The organism is Streptomyces sp. NPDC039736 (genome assembly GCF_055596485.1).
On sequence record NZ_JBVIUQ010000007.1, the window covers coordinates 222,552 to 236,650 of the forward strand.

The following is a 14,099-nucleotide window of genomic DNA, read 5'->3' on the forward strand; positions in this document are numbered from 1 at the left end:
GGGGAGGACGCCACCCTATCCGGGCGATGGCCGTGCGCTGCCGGCCGGGCCGCGCCCTTCGGCACGCCTTCCCCACGGGCACAGACGGCACCCCGCGCCTTTCGCGGACGTATCGAAAAACGGATACGTCCGCGCATCGGCGCACCGGCTTCAGTGGACCCACGAACCACCGTGCGCACAGGGCCGGTCGGTCGGGCGGGCAGCCGCAGGAGCGGGCGGCCCCGAGGACCGGGCGATCCGGAGGACCGGGCGCCGGGGCAACGGAAGGGAAGTGTGGCGATGGGATCGGATTCCGTACGCGGTCTCGGCAGGAGGCGGCTGCTCGGCTGGAGCGGGGCCGCGACGGCCGCGATGGTGGCCGGCGGGGGGCGGGCCGCGGCCGCCGGACCCGGCCGCGCCGCTCCGCCAGCGGATGGAGCGGACACCGTGCCGCCGGACACCCGGCCCGGCGGCGCCTACGACCGGTACCTGGCGAAGCTGGCGGCGGAGGGCGACTTCTCCGGCGTGGTGCTGCTCTCGCACCGGGGCCGCACCGTGCTGTCGCGCAGTTACGGCATGGCCGACAAGGAGAGAGGCATCCGCAACCACCCCGGCATCGCCTTCAACCTCTCCTCGGCGGGCAAGCCGTTCGGCCCGGTGGCGGTCCTGCAACTGGCACAGCAGGGAAGGCTGCACCTCTGGGACACCGTGGGCGCTCACCTGAAGGGCTTCGCCGAGGAGGTCGCCGAGAAGGTGACCCTCCACCACCTGCTCTCCGGCACCTCCGGCCTGGACAGCCCGCCCGAGGACCTGGAACGCGTCTTCCAGAGCCGCGAGGAGGTGCGCGAGTACTGCGAGCGGTGGGCCCGGCAGGCCAGGCCGGTGGCCGCCCCGGGCACGCCGACCGAGCACGCCGGGGCCGAGATCGCCATCCCCGCGATGATCGTGGAGGCCGTCACCGGGACGACGTACTGGGACTACGTCGAGGAGAACGTCTTCCGGCGCTGCGGCATGACCGGCACGGCGTTCTTCACCCGGCCCCAGTGGCTCACCGACAGGCACCTCGCGCACTCGTACATGCGCCAGGCGGACGGCAGCCTGGTGGACGCCGTCCGCAACCTGGACAAGGGCAGCCAGGACCCGTACCAGCTCGGCAAGAACCCCGCCCGCACCTTCGTCGACGCCCCCGGGGACGGCGGTTTCGCGACCGCCCCGGACCTCGTCCGCTTCGCGCACGCGCTGACCGACGGAACGCTGCTGGACCGGCACTACGCCGAACTGCTCACCGGGCCGAAGATCCCGCACGCCCCGCAGGGCGGCGGCCTGGCACGCGGGGCGGCGTTCCCCGTCGACGCGTCGTTCGGGGCGTACCAGATGCCGGTCGGCATCGTCAACGGCCAGTGGCTGAAGGGGCGTGCGGGCGTGAACCCCGGCAGCTTCGCGAGCTGGAACATCTATCCGGACACCGGTTGGGTCGGCGTCATCCTGGGCAACCAGGACGGGGCGCCGTTCCCGCGGATCATCGAGGAGGAGATGCGGGCCGTCCTCGGCCCGGCGCGCGACGCGGGGTGAGGGGGGCTCAGTCGTCGAGGGCGTCCAGCACCGTACCGAGGTCGACGAACTTGAAGTTGGTCGCGGGACGGTCTCCGTCACCGGGGGAGTCCTGCCCGTCCTGCACGACCAGCAGGCCGCGCGGGTAGCGGGACCCGAGGGGGGCGTTCAGCGCGGCGGCCCCGTCGCACTCCTCGGACCCGTCCGGCCTGCCGCCCGCCGACGCGACCCGGAACCCGCCCTCGTACTCGTTGTCGTCCCCGCGCTCGCGGTCGTAGGCGGCGAAGGTGTTGTCGCCCTGGCTGGAGGCGAGGAGGTGTCCGTCCCCGTCCGCCTCGGTGACCAGTGTCAGGCCCTCGACGTCCGCGCTGATCCGGGTGCCGCCGAAGCCGGGGTCGGTGCCCGCCACGCACTCCTCGGTCTGCTCGTCGTAGGTGCCGGGCACCCCGTACTCGCGGACCTTGTCGAGGAGTTCGGGCGTCCCGGTGAGGTCCGCGCGCAGACGCCAGATGCCGACGTCCTCCTGCCCGGCGTACAGGGTGCCGTCGGCCGGATCGACCACCATGCCCTCGACCTGGGGCAGTTCGCCCGGTTCGGCGCACGGGGTCCACGTCCTGCCGTTCGGCAGCCGGAAGGCGGAGGGCAGGTCCAGGTGGCGGACCGTGCGGTAGGTGACCTTGCCGCCCGCGGCGGGAAGCAGCTCCAGCAGCGCGATCCCGGTCCGCTCACGGCGGCTCACCAACGCGTACGAACGTCCGCTGGACCGATCGGTCCAGGTGGCGAGCCCGTACGCGGTCCGCTGCTCATTGACCTCGGCCTGGTCCCGGGAGAAGACGGCGGGAGCGGCCGGGTCCGTGACGTCGGTGAGCGGGCCGCCCGCACGGTCGCGGTCGATGCGGTAGAAACGCAGCCGGTCGTGGCCCCGGTCGGTGGTGACGGCCAGGTCCGCCCGCCCGGACGACAGCCGCAGCCCGGCGACGAGGTCGACATTGTTGAACCGGCCCGGGGCGTCCTCCTCCCCGGCGGCCGGCGGCGCGGCGATCGTCTGCACGGGCCGCGCGTCCAGGTCGTAAACCCGCAGGCCGCCCTCCTTCGCCGTCGCGATGACGAGGCTGCGTCCGGGAGCGGTGGCGTCGCGCCAGATCGCCGGGTCGTCGGCGTCGGCGTTGCCGCCCTGCGCGTCGTCGTGCAGCACCGGAGTCTCCGCGCGGGCGGCGACCGCGGGCAGCGGGCCGCCGGACGAACGGTCGCCCGCCTGGGCGGGCACGGCCACGGCCGACACCGCGAGCAGGGTGGTCGCGGCCAGCGCGAGCGGCGGGGCGATGGGGGAGCGGAACACGGGGTTCTCCTCTGCCGAGTGATGATTCCGCGCGAGCGTGCCGCCGCCACGTGACGCCACGGCAGCCGCCGGACACCCACCGTCCTCCACCCAGATGTACATGTCATGTACGGCGGGGGCGTCCCTTGCCGTGGAGACCGGCGCGTGATCCCGCTGCCGGTCCCCGGCACCGGACCCGCCGTGGCCCGCCACCTGGGACGGCGCCCCCTGCGGGCCCGCCCGCGGCCGCGCCGTCAGCGTCCGCTCCCGCGTGTGCTGACGGCGTGTCACGTGGCGGGGGCGGGCGCGCCGCGACTCACCCACCGGGTGAGCAGGAGCGCTACGAGGGTGAGCGCGCCCAGCACCGCCGCCGTGCCGGGGTAGCCGCCGAGCGACAGTCCCACGCCGCCGAGACCGGCCCCCAGGAAGACGCCGAAGCTCATGCCGGCCGCGTTGACGCCCAGCGCCGTTCCGCGCAGGGAGCCGCAGCGGCGTACCAGCAGGGTGGTGACACAGGCCGCCACCGTCGCGTGGGCCGCGCCGAGCAGGGCCGTCAGCGGCAGCGCGACCAGCAGCGACCGGGAGAGGAAGACGCCGACCAGCGCGCACAGCGCCACCCCCAGCGCGACCGCCATCAGCCGCTCCCCGCCGAGCCCGCGCCGCTCCGCGCTGAGCAGCCGTCCGGCGCACAGGTTGCCGAGGAAGAAGGAGGTCCCGCTGAGCGTCCAGACGAGCGCGAAGGTCTCGGGCCCGAGGCGGAAGCGCTCGTCGTAGTAGGCGGCCAGGTAGGCGAGGTACCCCATGAAGGCCGCCGTCCGCAGCAGGGCCACCAGCAGCAGCAGCACCACGCCGGGCAGCGCCCCCAGCAGCCGGAACGACTCCAGGTAGCCCGACCGTGCCGCCGCCTCGGCCGGGACCTCGGCGCGCCGCGCGCGGCGGCCCCGCAGCAGGAAGTACAGCGCGAGTGCCGAGGTGAGCGCGGCGACGGCCCACAGGTCGCCCCGCCAGCCCCAGAACAGGGCGGGCAGGGCCACGAGCGGAGCCGCCAGCAGGGCGGTCAGCGACTGGGTGGCGGTGATCAGGGTGGCCGCGCGGCCGGCCGCCGCGTCGTTGTCGAAGCGGTCGGCGGCCGCCGCCGTGAGGGCCGGGTTCAGTACGGCGGTACCCGCGCCGACGAGCAGGCAGAACGCCGCCAGGAGCAGGACGTCGCCGCTCGCGCCGAGCGCCGCGGCGACGGCGAGCACGGCGAGCCCGCCCGCGGCCGCCCACTCCTTGCGCACCCGGTCGATCAGCGGTGCCAGGGCGGTGCCCACCGCGAGGGCCGCCAGCCCGCCGAGGCCGCGCAGTTGCCCGAGCGCGGCGACGCTGCCGTCCGCCGCCCGGGCGATGGGCACGAGGAAGGTGCCGTAGACGGTGAAGGGCACCAGGCCGGCGGCCGAAGCCAGGACGAAGGGCCACAGCAGGCGGGTCATCCGCAGGTCGCCCGGCACCTCGCCCCGGCCCGTGGCGGTCGAAGCGGGAGGTTCGGGGGCGGCGGCGTCGTGCTGGGTCTCGTTGCTCATGCCCGCTCCGCCCGGTACCGGTACAGCACGGTGGTGTCGGCGCTGAACTGGGAGAAGGGGAACGGCTCCGCGGACAGTGCGGTCACGCCCGCCCCCAGGAAGGCGCGGGCCACCGCGCTGCCGGTCTGGGCGTACACGGTCAGGGGGAGCGCGTGCTTGCGGCAGTGCTCCAGGATCGGGTCGAAGCTGCCGTTGCCGAGGGTCATGCCGGTGGCGACCACGGCGTCCGCCGCCGCGAGCACCTGCGTCATGTCGTCGGTGACGGGGTCGCCCCAGTGGGTGGCGCGGAGCTGGAAGTCACAGGGCAGCGGTACGCCGCCCCGCTCCCGTATCGCGGCGACGAGCGGGTTGACGACGCCGATCAGCGCGACCTTCGCGCCGGGCGCGATGTCCAGCAGCCCGGCGACGGCGGCGTCCCTGGCCCGCGCGCGTTCCTCGGGCGTACCGGTGGGCAGCAGGACGGGCTCGGCCTCCGGGTCGGTGCGGTGCGGCCGTACGCGGCCGAGGTAGGCGTCGAGCGCGGCGACGCGCACGGCCGGCGCGTCGTGGCGCAGGAGGGTGTCGAGCGTCTGCCCCGAGGCGTTGGCGCAGAAGTCGGCGGCCACCTCGTCGCCCTCGAACGAGCAGGCGCCGAAGGCGTCGCCCGAGCGCATCAGCAGATACCTGTTGCGGTAGGTGACCGCGCTGTCCGCCAGCCGCGTGGTGTGGTGCAGCCAGAAGGCGCTGGTGACGGTCAGTTCGGCCGGGCGGGGCCCGAAGTCGCCGTCGAGTACGGCGTGTTGGAGGTCGGGAAGGGAGTGCGGCAGCGAAGGGGGCATCGCGGTTCCTCGGGGTGTGCAGGGTGGGGTGGGTGCGGTTCGGTGGCGGGGCGCTGACGGCTCCCGGGGAGCGTCAGACGTTCTCGGGCTGGGGAAGAGGCCGCGGGTGGAGTGGGTGCGGGGACCGCTGCGGGCGGCCGTCGCCCTGGGCCTCCGGGGCGCCGGCCGGCGGCCAGTCCATCGCCGACCACGGATGCCGCAACGCGCCCTGTCCCGCGACCTCGTGGGGACGCATCGCGCCGGGGGCGACGGCGTCGGCGTGCCGGGAGTAGGCGCTGTCGACGTACCGGTGCCCGGTGTCGGCCGCGAAGAAGACGCAGGTCCGCGTGGTGTCGCGCTGGAGCTCCCAACGCGCGGCGAGGTAGGCGGCCCCCGCCGACAGTCCGGCGAAGATGCCGCTGGCCCGCAGGAGGGCGACCGCGCCGGAGGTGGCGTAGTCGAAGTTCACCCAGTGGATGCGGTCGTACAGGTCGTGCCGCACGTTCTGGAACGGGATGGAGCTGCCGATACCGGCGATGATCATGTCCGGGTCCAGGACGTGCTCCGCGCCGAAGGTGACGCTGCCGAAGGGCTGCACCCCGACGAGTCTCACGTCCCGGCCCGCCTCGCGCAGATACGTGGCGACGGCCCCGGTGGACGCCCCGGTGCCCACGCCGCCGACCAGGGTGAGCGGCCCCTCCGGCACCTCCTTGCGGATCAGGTCCGCGACGTCGCGGTAGCCGAGGTAGTGGACGGCGTCGTGGTACTGCCGCATCCAGTGGAAGTGCGGGTTCTCGCGCAGGAGTTGGGAGATCCGCTCGACGCGCAGGTTCTGGTCCAGCCGCAGGTTCCGGGAGGGGCGGACCTGTTCCAGGGTGGCGCCCAGGATCTCCAGTTGGACGCGGAGCGTGCGGTCGACCGTCGTCGAGCCGACGATGTGGCAGCGCAGGCCGTGGCGGTGGCAGGCCAGGGCGAGCGCGTGGGCGTAGATGCCGCTGGAGCTGTCGACGAGGGTGTCGCCGGGCTTCACCAGCCCGGTGTCCAGCAGGTGACGTACGGCGCCGAGGGCGGCGTAGAGCTTCATCGTCTCGAACCGCAGACAGATCGCGCCCGGCGGGACGGTCACGACGTGCGGTTCCTTGACGGCCTCGGCTATGTGCTCGTGCATGGGTGGCCCTTCGGTCGGATCGGGATGCGCCTGAGCTGCGCTGGAACTGCGCCCGGGCAGCCCGGGGAGAGGCGCCGGGGCAGGCGGAGTGGGGGAGGCCTCCAGCAGCCTTCACGAGATGAAAATGATTGTCAAGAAGTTCCGGGCAAGACTAGTTCTGATTATCGTTTTCATATACGTTGGCCTCGCCGCCCTCCTCCGGGCGACCGCTCCCGACGGACAGGAACGGGCAACTGCCCTGTTCCCGCGCCGCGTCGGCGGCGGCCGGCGAACGAAGCGCCCCCCTTCAGGGGCCGCGCGGCCCTCGCCGCCCTCGGCACACTCCTCCCGGAAGGTCCTGCCTCATGTCCCCGCCCCCCGTCGCCGCACCGTCGGCGAACAGCGGCGCCGCCCCACCGGCCGACCCGGTTCCGCTCGGACCCCCGGCAGGCCCCGGGGGCCGGCTCGCGTCCCGCACGGGCCTGCTGCTCGCCTGCGGCCTGCTGGCCGTCCTCCTCCTGTGCTCGATCGTGGTCGCGATCGGCCTGGGGGCCGCCGTCGTCTCCCCGGCGGACACCGCCCGGTACGTGTGGGCGGCCGTCAGCGGCGGCAGCGTCACCGCCGCCGAGGTGACGACGTATCAGATCATCTGGGAGATCCGCACCCCGCGCGTCCTGCTCGCGGCGCTCGTGGGAGCCGGGCTGAGCGCCGTCGGCGTGGCCGTACAGGCCATGGTGCGCAACGCCCTCGCCGACCCCTTCGTGCTGGGCGTCTCCTCCGGCGCGTCCGTCGGGGCCGTCGCCGTGACGGTCACCGGGGGCCTGGCCGCGCTGGGCGTCCACGCGGTCTCGGCCGGCGCCTTCCTCGGAGCACTCGCGGCGTCGTTCCTGGTGTACGCCGCCTCCTCGCGGCGCGGTGCGCTCTCCCCGCTGCGGCTCGTGCTCACCGGGGTGGCCCTGTCGCTGGGCTTCCAGGCGGTGATGAGCCTGCTCATCTACGCCGCCCCGGACAGCGAGGCCACCAGCATGGTCCTGTATTGGACGATGGGCAGCTTCGGCGCCGCCGACTGGGGGGCGCTCCCGGTGGTCTCCGCGGTCGTCGTCCTCGGCCTGCTCGTCCTGCACCGGTACGGGCGGGCGCTCGACGTGCTCGCCCTCGGGGACGAGACCGCCGCGAGCCTGGGCATCGGCCCCGACCGGCACCGCAAGGCCCTGCTCGTCCTGGCCTCGCTGATGACGGGCGTGATGGTCGCCGTCAGCGGCTCCATCGCCTTCGTCGGACTGGTCATGCCGCATCTGGTGCGCATGGTCGTCGGCGCCTCGCACGCCCGGGTGCTGGCCGTGGCGCCGCTGGCCGGAGCGGTGTTCATGGTGTGGGTCGACCTGGTGTCCCGGACGCTCGTGGCACCGCGCGAACTGCCGCTGGGCATCATCACCGCCCTCGTCGGCGTGCCGGTCTTCCTGGCCGTGATGCGCCGCAAGGGCTATCTGTTCGGGGGGCGTTGACATGGATCTCGCACTGGACCGGATCTCCGTCGAGACCGACGGCAGAACGCTGGTGGACGCACTGACCCTGGACGTCCCGAGCGGGCAGGTCGTCGCACTGGTCGGACCGAACGGCAGCGGCAAGTCCACCGCCCTGCGGTGCGTCTACCGGGCCCTCACTCCCAGCGCGGGCGCCGTACGGGCGGACGGCCACGACCTCTCCGCGCTGACGCTGCGCCGCTGCGCCCAGCTCGTCGCGGCCATGACCCAGGACGGCTCCGTCGACCTCGACTTCACCGTCGAGGAGGTCGTCGCCCTGGGACGCACGCCCCACCTGCGCGGCAACCAGGCGCTCGACCGCCGCGAACGGGAACTGTGCGAGCGCGCGATGGACCGGCTCGACGTCCGCCACCTCGCCCGGCGCGGCATCCTCACCCTCTCGGGCGGGGAACGCCAGCGCGTCCTGCTCGCCCGTGCGCTCGTCCAGGAACCGGAGATCCTCGTCCTGGACGAACCGACCAACCACCTCGACGTCCGCCACCAGGTCGAACTGCTCTCCCTGCTGCGCGGCTCGGGACTCACCGTCCTGGTCGTCCTGCACGACCTCAACCTCGCCGCGGCCGCCTGCGACCGCATCGGCGTGCTCAGCGAGGGACGACTGGTCGCGGCGGGCCCGCCGCGGGACGTCCTCACTCCGGAACTCGTCGCCGAGGTCTTCGGCGTCACGGCGAGCGTCGTGCCCCACCCGCTGACGGGCGGCCCCCAACTGCTGTACTCCCTCCCCTCCTGTGACAACCCGTGAAAGGCACCCCCGTCATGAAGACGAACAGCGCCCCCGTCGCCCTGCGCCGCCCCGTCGCCCTCGGCACGGCCCTCGCCGCCGTCCTGCTGCTCAGCGGCTGCGGCGCCACGATCGAGGCGGACGCCAAGGCGCCCCCGAAGGTCACGGTCAAGAGGTGCGGCGAACCGGTCGCCTACACGGTTCCCCAACGGGCCGTCGTGTACGAGGGCGGCAGCGCCGACAAGCTGTTCAGCCTGGGCCTGGTGGACCACGTCCACGGGTACGTCATGCCCCCGGCGAACCCGCCGGTGACGGAGTCGCCGTGGGCGGCCGACTACGCCAAGGTGAAGATGCTCAGCGACGACCTGCTCAACAAGGAGATCGTCGTGAAGGCCAAGTCGGACTTCGTCGTGGCCGGCTGGAACTCCGGGTTCAAGGCCGAGCGGGGCATCACCCCGCAGATCCTCGACAAGCTGGGCGTGCAGAGCTTCCTGCACGGCGAGAGCTGCTTCAACTACCCGGGCTTCCCGGAGAAGTCGACCCCCTTCGAGGCCCTGTACGAGGACCTGGCACGGCTGGGGAAGATCTTCCGGGTGGAAGACCGGGCGAAAGCGGTCGTCGGCCGCCTGAAGGAGCGGGTGGCGAAGGTCGAGGCACAGGCGCCCAAGGGCGACCCGGTCCCGGTCTTCCTCTACGACTCGGGCACCGAGCAGCCCTTCACGGCGGGCAACCAGGTCCCGCCCAACGACATCATCAAGTCCGCCGGCGGCCGGAACGTCTTCGACGGTCTCGACCAGCGCTGGACCCAGGTGAACTGGGAGGCCGTCGCCGAGGCGGAGCCGGAGGTCGTCGTGATCCTCGACTACGGGGATCTGCCCGCCCAGAAGAAGATCGACTTCCTGAAGAACTCGCCCCGCACGAAGGAACTCCCCGCCGTCAAGAAGAACAACTTCTTCGTCCTCGACTACAACGAGGGCATCAGCGGGCCGCGCAACATGGACGGCCTGGAGAAGTTCGCGAAGTACCTGCGCGAGCTCGGGCCGAAGGGCTGAAGCACGGGCAGCCCCGGGATGAGCCGGGACGAGCCGGGGCGGGCCGGGGCGGGGAGCCCAGGGGCCCCGCCGCCCGGCCCGCCCCGGGGAGCGGTCCTTCATTCCCGGTACTGCCGACTGCCCGGGGTCGGAACTGTCAGAACTGGAGGGCCCAGAGGTCGATCTTGCCCACGTCCGCGTTGGCGTTGTCGGCCACCCGCAGCTTCCAGGTGCCGTTGGCCGGCTCCGAGGACGCGTTGACGGTGTACGTCTGGGCGATGTTGTCGGCGCTGCCGCCCGTGCCGAACGCCTTCAGGTTGTAGACGCTGCCGTCGGGGGCCACCAGGTCGACCTTCAGGTCGCCGATGTACGTGTGCTTGATGTCGACCTGCACGCTCAGGGCCGCCGGGGCGTTGCCCGCGACACCGCTGACGGTGACGGGGGACTCCACGGTGGCGTTGTCGGCGATCGCCACGTCGGTGGCGTTCTCGAAGCGCTTGCCGGGCGGCGGGGTGGTCGAACTCCCCACGTTCAGGAGCCTGTTCGGGGAGCCGGTGCCCGGGTTGCCGACCACGTTCGGGGTGGCGGCGGCGGTCAGCGCGGAGGAGACCTGCGCCGGGGTGGCGGTCCGGTTGGCGGCCAGGTAGAGCGCGGCCGCGCCCGCCGCGTGCGGAGCGGCCATCGACGTGCCGGAGATGGTGTTGGTGGCCGTGTCGCCGGTGTTCCACGAGGAGGTGATGGAGGAGCCCGGGGCGAACAGGTCCAGCACGCTGCCGTAGTTGGAGAAGCTGGAGCGGGCGTCGGTGTTGGTCGTCGAGCCGACCGTGATCGCCTCGGTGACGCGCGCCGGGGAGTAGTTCTGCGCGTTGGAGCTGTCGTTGCCCGCGGCGACGGCGTACGTGATGCCGCTGGCGATGGAGTTGCGCACGGCGGTGTCGAGCGCGCTGTCCACGCCGCCGCCGAGGCTCATGTTGGCCACGGCGGGCTTCACGGCGTTCCGGGTCACCCAGTCGATGCCGGCGACGACCTGGGCGGTGGTGCCGGAGCCCTGGTTGTTGAGCACGCGGACGCCGACGATCTTCGCCTTCTTGGCCACGCCGTACGCGGTGCCGCCGACGGTGCCCGCGACGTGCGTGCCGTGGCCGTTGCCGTCCTGGGCGGTGTTGTCGTTGTCGATCGCGTCGAAGCCGTAGCTGGCGCGGCCGCCGAAGTCGCTGTGGGTGATGCGGACACCGGTGTCGATGATGTACGCCGTCACGCCCTCGCCCGCGGAGTCGGGGTAGGTGTAGCTCCGGTCCAGCGGCAGGGCCCGCTGGTCGATGCGGTCCAGGCCCCAGGAGGGCGGGTTGGGCTGGGTGGCGGAGATCCTGAAGACGCGGTTCTGGGCGACCGAGGCGACCGCCGGGTCGGCGGCGAACTTCTTCGCCTGGGCCTCGGACAGCTCGACCGCGTACCCGTTGAGAGCCCGCTCGTACGTGTCCTTGATCGTGGCCCCGTACCGCTTGGCGAGCGCCTGGCCCCGCGGCGACTCGGCGTCGACGACGGAGTCCTTGAGGGTGACGATGTAGCTGCCGGGAACGGCTCCGGCGACGCCGGCGTTCTCGATCCGGCCTTCCGCGGCGGCCGGAGCGGCGGCGGCGGGCAGCACGGAGACGGCGCCGAGCGCGAGGGCGGCCACGGAGGTGGCGCCGGCCACCGCCCATCTTCGGGCGACGAAACCGCTGCGGGAAGGCGCTGAATGCATCGACATCGGAGGGATCCTCCTCGTGGGGTGGTGCACCGGGGTGCAGCTGTGGGGGAGTGCACGACAGGGGCATGACAAGCCAACGCGCGGTGAATCCCGGCTTGCCGCCGACCCGCCGACACCGAAAGACTGGCCCATCCCCCCGGACCCCACAAGAGGTCTCGCACTCCCGTAACACCTGTGCCACACAACCGACATGACGATCCGTCATATGCGTGGACAAGGTCGGCGCCCGGGACCCGGGCGGAGCTGCGGCCGGGCGCGGGGCGTAAGCGGTGCGGTGCGGGGCACACGGAACGCGTCCCCTGCCGTCCCCTTCCCCAGTGAACCGAGGTGTCCCCATGATGGTCGTCGGCATCGTCGTCGTCTGTGTCGTCCTGCTGGTCCTGGCCTTTTTCCTGCCCCGGCTCTCGCGGCACCCGGAGCGCGGCACCCAGCGCACGCTCGGCGCGGGTTCGCGTGCCGCGAGCAAGGCCCCGGGGCCGCTCGGCCGCTGGCTGAGCAAGCCGTTCGGCACCAGCTCCCGGGCCGTCTCCCGCAGCGGTGCGGCCGGCCGCAAGGGCCGCGGACGGATGCCCTTCTGACCGGAAACCGGCCGGAATTCGGCGCGAAGAACGCGCCGGAACGTGACGGAGCCCGGGAGCATGTCCAGCTCCCGGGCTCCAGCTTGCCACCCAATTGCGCACACCGGCGGCGTTGAAGACCGCGGATCAGGTTGAGATCGACGTGTTCTGCCTTTGAACTACAGCGCCACGCAAGAGGCGCCGAGAGGACTTGAACCTCCATCCGTCGATGTTCGCCCACGGCCGGTCGATCCGGTGTTCGGCGGCGAATACTGAGACTGGAGCGAGAATCTGAGTTTCACGGGGCCGCCTCTGCCAGGTCTGGGCCACCCCCGCACGTGGTGCGGGGGGAGGGATTCGAACCCCCGACTGACACCCCTTGATCAGCTTCAACATCAGTTTCAGCTTGCGCTCATCGCGCACCCTCCGCTCGCGACGGAGGGCGTGTGTGGGGCTACCGGAAGAGGTAGCCGAATACCGCGTCGCCGACCCGCTGGTCGGTGACCTCCGTGTTGTTCGCCTCCTCACGGGCGAACTTGACCGCCTGCTGGAGCTTCTCGACGCGCTCCAGGAGCTCGTTGACGCGCCGGGCGGGCAGTGCGCCGGAGAACTTCACCGTGGTCCAGTAACCGACCGGCACGTCCTCGTAGTACACCTCGACCTGCGCCGGGTGCTTCTCGGTGGCCTCGGCCTTCACGTGGTTGCGCGGAACCTTCTTCGTCCGGATGGTCCGCACCGGTTCCGTCTTCCAGGAATCCGTCGAGGGGTCCAGGTTCCACGACTCGGAGGCGTCCAGCACCGGCAGCTTGCGCACGAAGGTGTGCAGATCGGTGAGCTGCTTCTCCAGGAACAGCAGGTACGGGACGGGCACCTGGGGCAGCAGCACCGCACCGTCGACCACCACGTCCGCGGCCGCGGACCGGTTCGCCCAGTCCTTCGTCGCGGTCACGTCGAACAGTCGCGTCAGCGTTCCGGCGGTCGCCCGCAGCGCGTCCTCGGCCTTGATCTGCACCCGGGTGGACTCGGGCGGCAACTGCTCGCCCTCCTCGTCCTTGGGCTGGTAGGTCCGGGAGATGCCGGCCAGCAGGGCGGGCTTCTGCACGTCCTGGTGGGCCTGGGTGAGTTCCTGGAGGGCCTTGGACTTGACGCCCTTTTCGACGGCGATGATCTGATTCAGCTTCGGCACCCGGCGAACCTAACAAGCCCGCGCCGTCAGCACATCCGATTTTCACCGCGCGGCTCGCACACGGCGGGCGCGACGTCCGCACGGGACGTGAACACAAGACGTGAACCTGTGCGCGGAACCACCTGTGCGCGGAACGTACAACTCCGTTCGTATGACCGCCGCACGGCCGGGTACCGGGACCGGCATGCTGAGAAACCTCTTCGATCCCGAGAACCTCGTCCAGCCCGTGTCGGCCCCCGGGCTCACCCAGGAGAACGCCATGGCGGTGCGGTACGCCGTCAAGGGCGAGGCACGGGCAAGGCAGGGCACCATGGTCGCCTGGCGCGGGTCCCTGGAGTTCGAGCGCCAGGGCCAGGGCGTGGGCAACTTCCTCAAGCGCGCGGTGACCGGCGAGGGCCTGGCCCTCATGACAGTCACCGGCGAGGGCGAGGCGTGGTTCGCCTCCGACGCGGCCCACTGCTTCCTCGTCGACGTGGACGAGAACCACGGCCTGACGGTCAACGGCAAGAACGTCCTGTGCTTCGACGCCTCCCTGAACTACGACATCACCACCGTCAAGGGCGCCGGGATGGCCGGCGGCGGCCTGTTCAACTGCACCTTCACCGGCACCGGCCGGCTGGCGCTCACCAGTGCGGGCATCCCGCTGGTGCTGCCGGTGACGCCGCAGGCACCCGTCCACGTGGACACGGACGCCGTGGTCGCCTGGAGCCCGGCGCTGAGCACCTCGCTGCACCGCTCGCAGAGCATCGGGTCCATGGTGAAGGGCGGCTCGGGCGAGGCCGTGCAGCTGAAGCTGGAAGGGGAGGGGGTCGTCGTGGTCAATCCCGGCGAGCCCAAGCCCACTCCGTCGTCCTGACCCCGCCGCACGCGTCCGTGCCGAGGGGCCCCTCGGCACGAGCGCCGGGAAGGGGACGGGCGCGCTGCGCCCGCGCGGTCCCGCCCTCCTCCCGCGCACA

At 72.5% G+C, this 14,099-nt stretch carries 12 protein-coding genes; 6 read left to right on the plus strand and 6 right to left on the minus strand.

The window, feature by feature from the left end; all coding sequences use genetic code 11:
• Positions 1-279 precede the first annotated feature (279 nt).
• Positions 280-1,551, plus strand: coding sequence for a serine hydrolase domain-containing protein (locus ACZ56L_RS23025; RefSeq protein ID WP_471065932.1), 1,272 nt, complete (start codon positions 280-282; stop codon positions 1,549-1,551).
• Between the two features lie 7 nt (positions 1,552-1,558).
• Here the strand turns inward: ACZ56L_RS23025 and ACZ56L_RS23030 are convergent, their stop codons facing one another.
• From ACZ56L_RS23030 to ACZ56L_RS23045, 4 genes are all read right to left on the minus strand, one after another.
• On the minus strand, positions 1,559-2,869 hold the full coding sequence (locus tag ACZ56L_RS23030; RefSeq protein ID WP_471065934.1) for a phytase: 1,311 nt from the start codon (positions 2,867-2,869) through the stop codon (positions 1,559-1,561).
• 266 nt (positions 2,870-3,135) lie between these two features.
• Positions 3,136-4,410 carry an MFS transporter gene (locus ACZ56L_RS23035; protein WP_471065936.1) on the minus strand — a complete coding sequence of 425 codons (1,275 nt, stop codon included), beginning with the start codon at positions 4,408-4,410 and terminating at the stop codon, positions 3,136-3,138.
• On the minus strand, positions 4,407-5,228 hold the full coding sequence (locus ACZ56L_RS23040) for a Rossmann-like domain-containing protein (RefSeq protein WP_471065938.1): 822 nt from the start codon (positions 5,226-5,228) through the stop codon (positions 4,407-4,409). Before ACZ56L_RS23040 ends, ACZ56L_RS23035 begins: the two co-directional genes overlap by 4 nt.
• A gap of 73 nt (positions 5,229-5,301) precedes the next feature.
• Positions 5,302-6,375 carry a pyridoxal-phosphate dependent enzyme gene (locus tag ACZ56L_RS23045; RefSeq protein ID WP_401760185.1) on the minus strand — a complete coding sequence of 358 codons (1,074 nt, stop codon included), beginning with the start codon at positions 6,373-6,375 and terminating at the stop codon, positions 5,302-5,304.
• A gap of 464 nt (positions 6,376-6,839) precedes the next feature.
• Between ACZ56L_RS23045 and ACZ56L_RS23050 the strand changes: the two genes are divergently transcribed.
• From ACZ56L_RS23050 to ACZ56L_RS23060, 3 genes are read left to right on the plus strand one after another with little or no spacing between them, the layout of a single operon-like run.
• Positions 6,840-7,859 carry a FecCD family ABC transporter permease gene (locus ACZ56L_RS23050; RefSeq protein ID WP_471066291.1) on the plus strand — a complete coding sequence of 340 codons (1,020 nt, stop codon included), beginning with the start codon at positions 6,840-6,842 and terminating at the stop codon, positions 7,857-7,859.
• A 1-nt stretch (position 7,860) separates the two neighbouring features.
• Positions 7,861-8,640, plus strand: coding sequence for an ABC transporter ATP-binding protein (locus ACZ56L_RS23055; protein ID WP_345219632.1), 780 nt, complete (start codon positions 7,861-7,863; stop codon positions 8,638-8,640).
• A 14-nt stretch (positions 8,641-8,654) separates the two neighbouring features.
• The gene (locus ACZ56L_RS23060) at positions 8,655-9,671 is read left to right on the plus strand and encodes an ABC transporter substrate-binding protein (RefSeq protein ID WP_468692864.1); all 1,017 of its coding nucleotides are present in this window, start codon (positions 8,655-8,657) and stop codon (positions 9,669-9,671) included.
• A gap of 136 nt (positions 9,672-9,807) precedes the next feature.
• Here ACZ56L_RS23060 and ACZ56L_RS23065 read toward each other — a convergent pair whose 3' ends face one another.
• Positions 9,808-11,400 carry a S8 family peptidase gene (locus tag ACZ56L_RS23065; RefSeq protein ID WP_468692867.1) on the minus strand — a complete coding sequence of 531 codons (1,593 nt, stop codon included), beginning with the start codon at positions 11,398-11,400 and terminating at the stop codon, positions 9,808-9,810.
• Between the two features lie 335 nt (positions 11,401-11,735).
• Between ACZ56L_RS23065 and ACZ56L_RS23070 the strand changes: the two genes are divergently transcribed.
• Complete coding sequence (locus ACZ56L_RS23070; RefSeq protein ID WP_345219634.1) at positions 11,736-11,978, plus strand: DUF6411 family protein; 243 nt, start codon at positions 11,736-11,738, stop codon at positions 11,976-11,978.
• Between the two features lie 433 nt (positions 11,979-12,411).
• Here ACZ56L_RS23070 and ACZ56L_RS23075 read toward each other — a convergent pair whose 3' ends face one another.
• Positions 12,412-13,143, minus strand: a complete 732-nt coding sequence (locus ACZ56L_RS23075; RefSeq protein ID WP_345219635.1) for a DUF7873 family protein — start codon at positions 13,141-13,143, stop codon at positions 12,412-12,414.
• 184 nt (positions 13,144-13,327) lie between these two features.
• On the opposite strand from ACZ56L_RS23075, the gene ACZ56L_RS23080 reads away from it, so the two are divergent.
• Positions 13,328-13,999, plus strand: a complete 672-nt coding sequence (locus ACZ56L_RS23080) for an AIM24 family protein (RefSeq protein WP_345219636.1) — start codon at positions 13,328-13,330, stop codon at positions 13,997-13,999.
• Positions 14,000-14,099: the final 100 nt, after the last annotated feature.

Excerpts from the sequence above, each read along its gene's own strand:
- ACZ56L_RS23025 (WP_471065932.1), top strand. The coding sequence starts at position 280 with ATGGGATCGGATTCCGTACGCGGTCTCGGCAGGAGGCGGCTGCTCGGC.
- ACZ56L_RS23035 (WP_471065936.1), bottom strand. The coding sequence starts at position 4,410 with ATGAGCAACGAGACCCAGCACGACGCCGCCGCCCCCGAACCTCCCGCT.
- ACZ56L_RS23040 (WP_471065938.1), bottom strand. The coding sequence starts at position 5,228 with ATGCCCCCTTCGCTGCCGCACTCCCTTCCCGACCTCCAACACGCCGTA.
- ACZ56L_RS23045 (WP_401760185.1), bottom strand. The coding sequence starts at position 6,375 with ATGCACGAGCACATAGCCGAGGCCGTCAAGGAACCGCACGTCGTGACC.
- ACZ56L_RS23055 (WP_345219632.1), top strand. The coding sequence starts at position 7,861 with ATGGATCTCGCACTGGACCGGATCTCCGTCGAGACCGACGGCAGAACG.
- ACZ56L_RS23060 (WP_468692864.1), top strand. The coding sequence starts at position 8,655 with ATGAAGACGAACAGCGCCCCCGTCGCCCTGCGCCGCCCCGTCGCCCTC.
- ACZ56L_RS23065 (WP_468692867.1), bottom strand. The coding sequence starts at position 11,400 with ATGTCGATGCATTCAGCGCCTTCCCGCAGCGGTTTCGTCGCCCGAAGA.
- ACZ56L_RS23070 (WP_345219634.1), top strand. The coding sequence starts at position 11,736 with ATGATGGTCGTCGGCATCGTCGTCGTCTGTGTCGTCCTGCTGGTCCTG.
- ACZ56L_RS23080 (WP_345219636.1), top strand. The coding sequence starts at position 13,328 with ATGCTGAGAAACCTCTTCGATCCCGAGAACCTCGTCCAGCCCGTGTCG.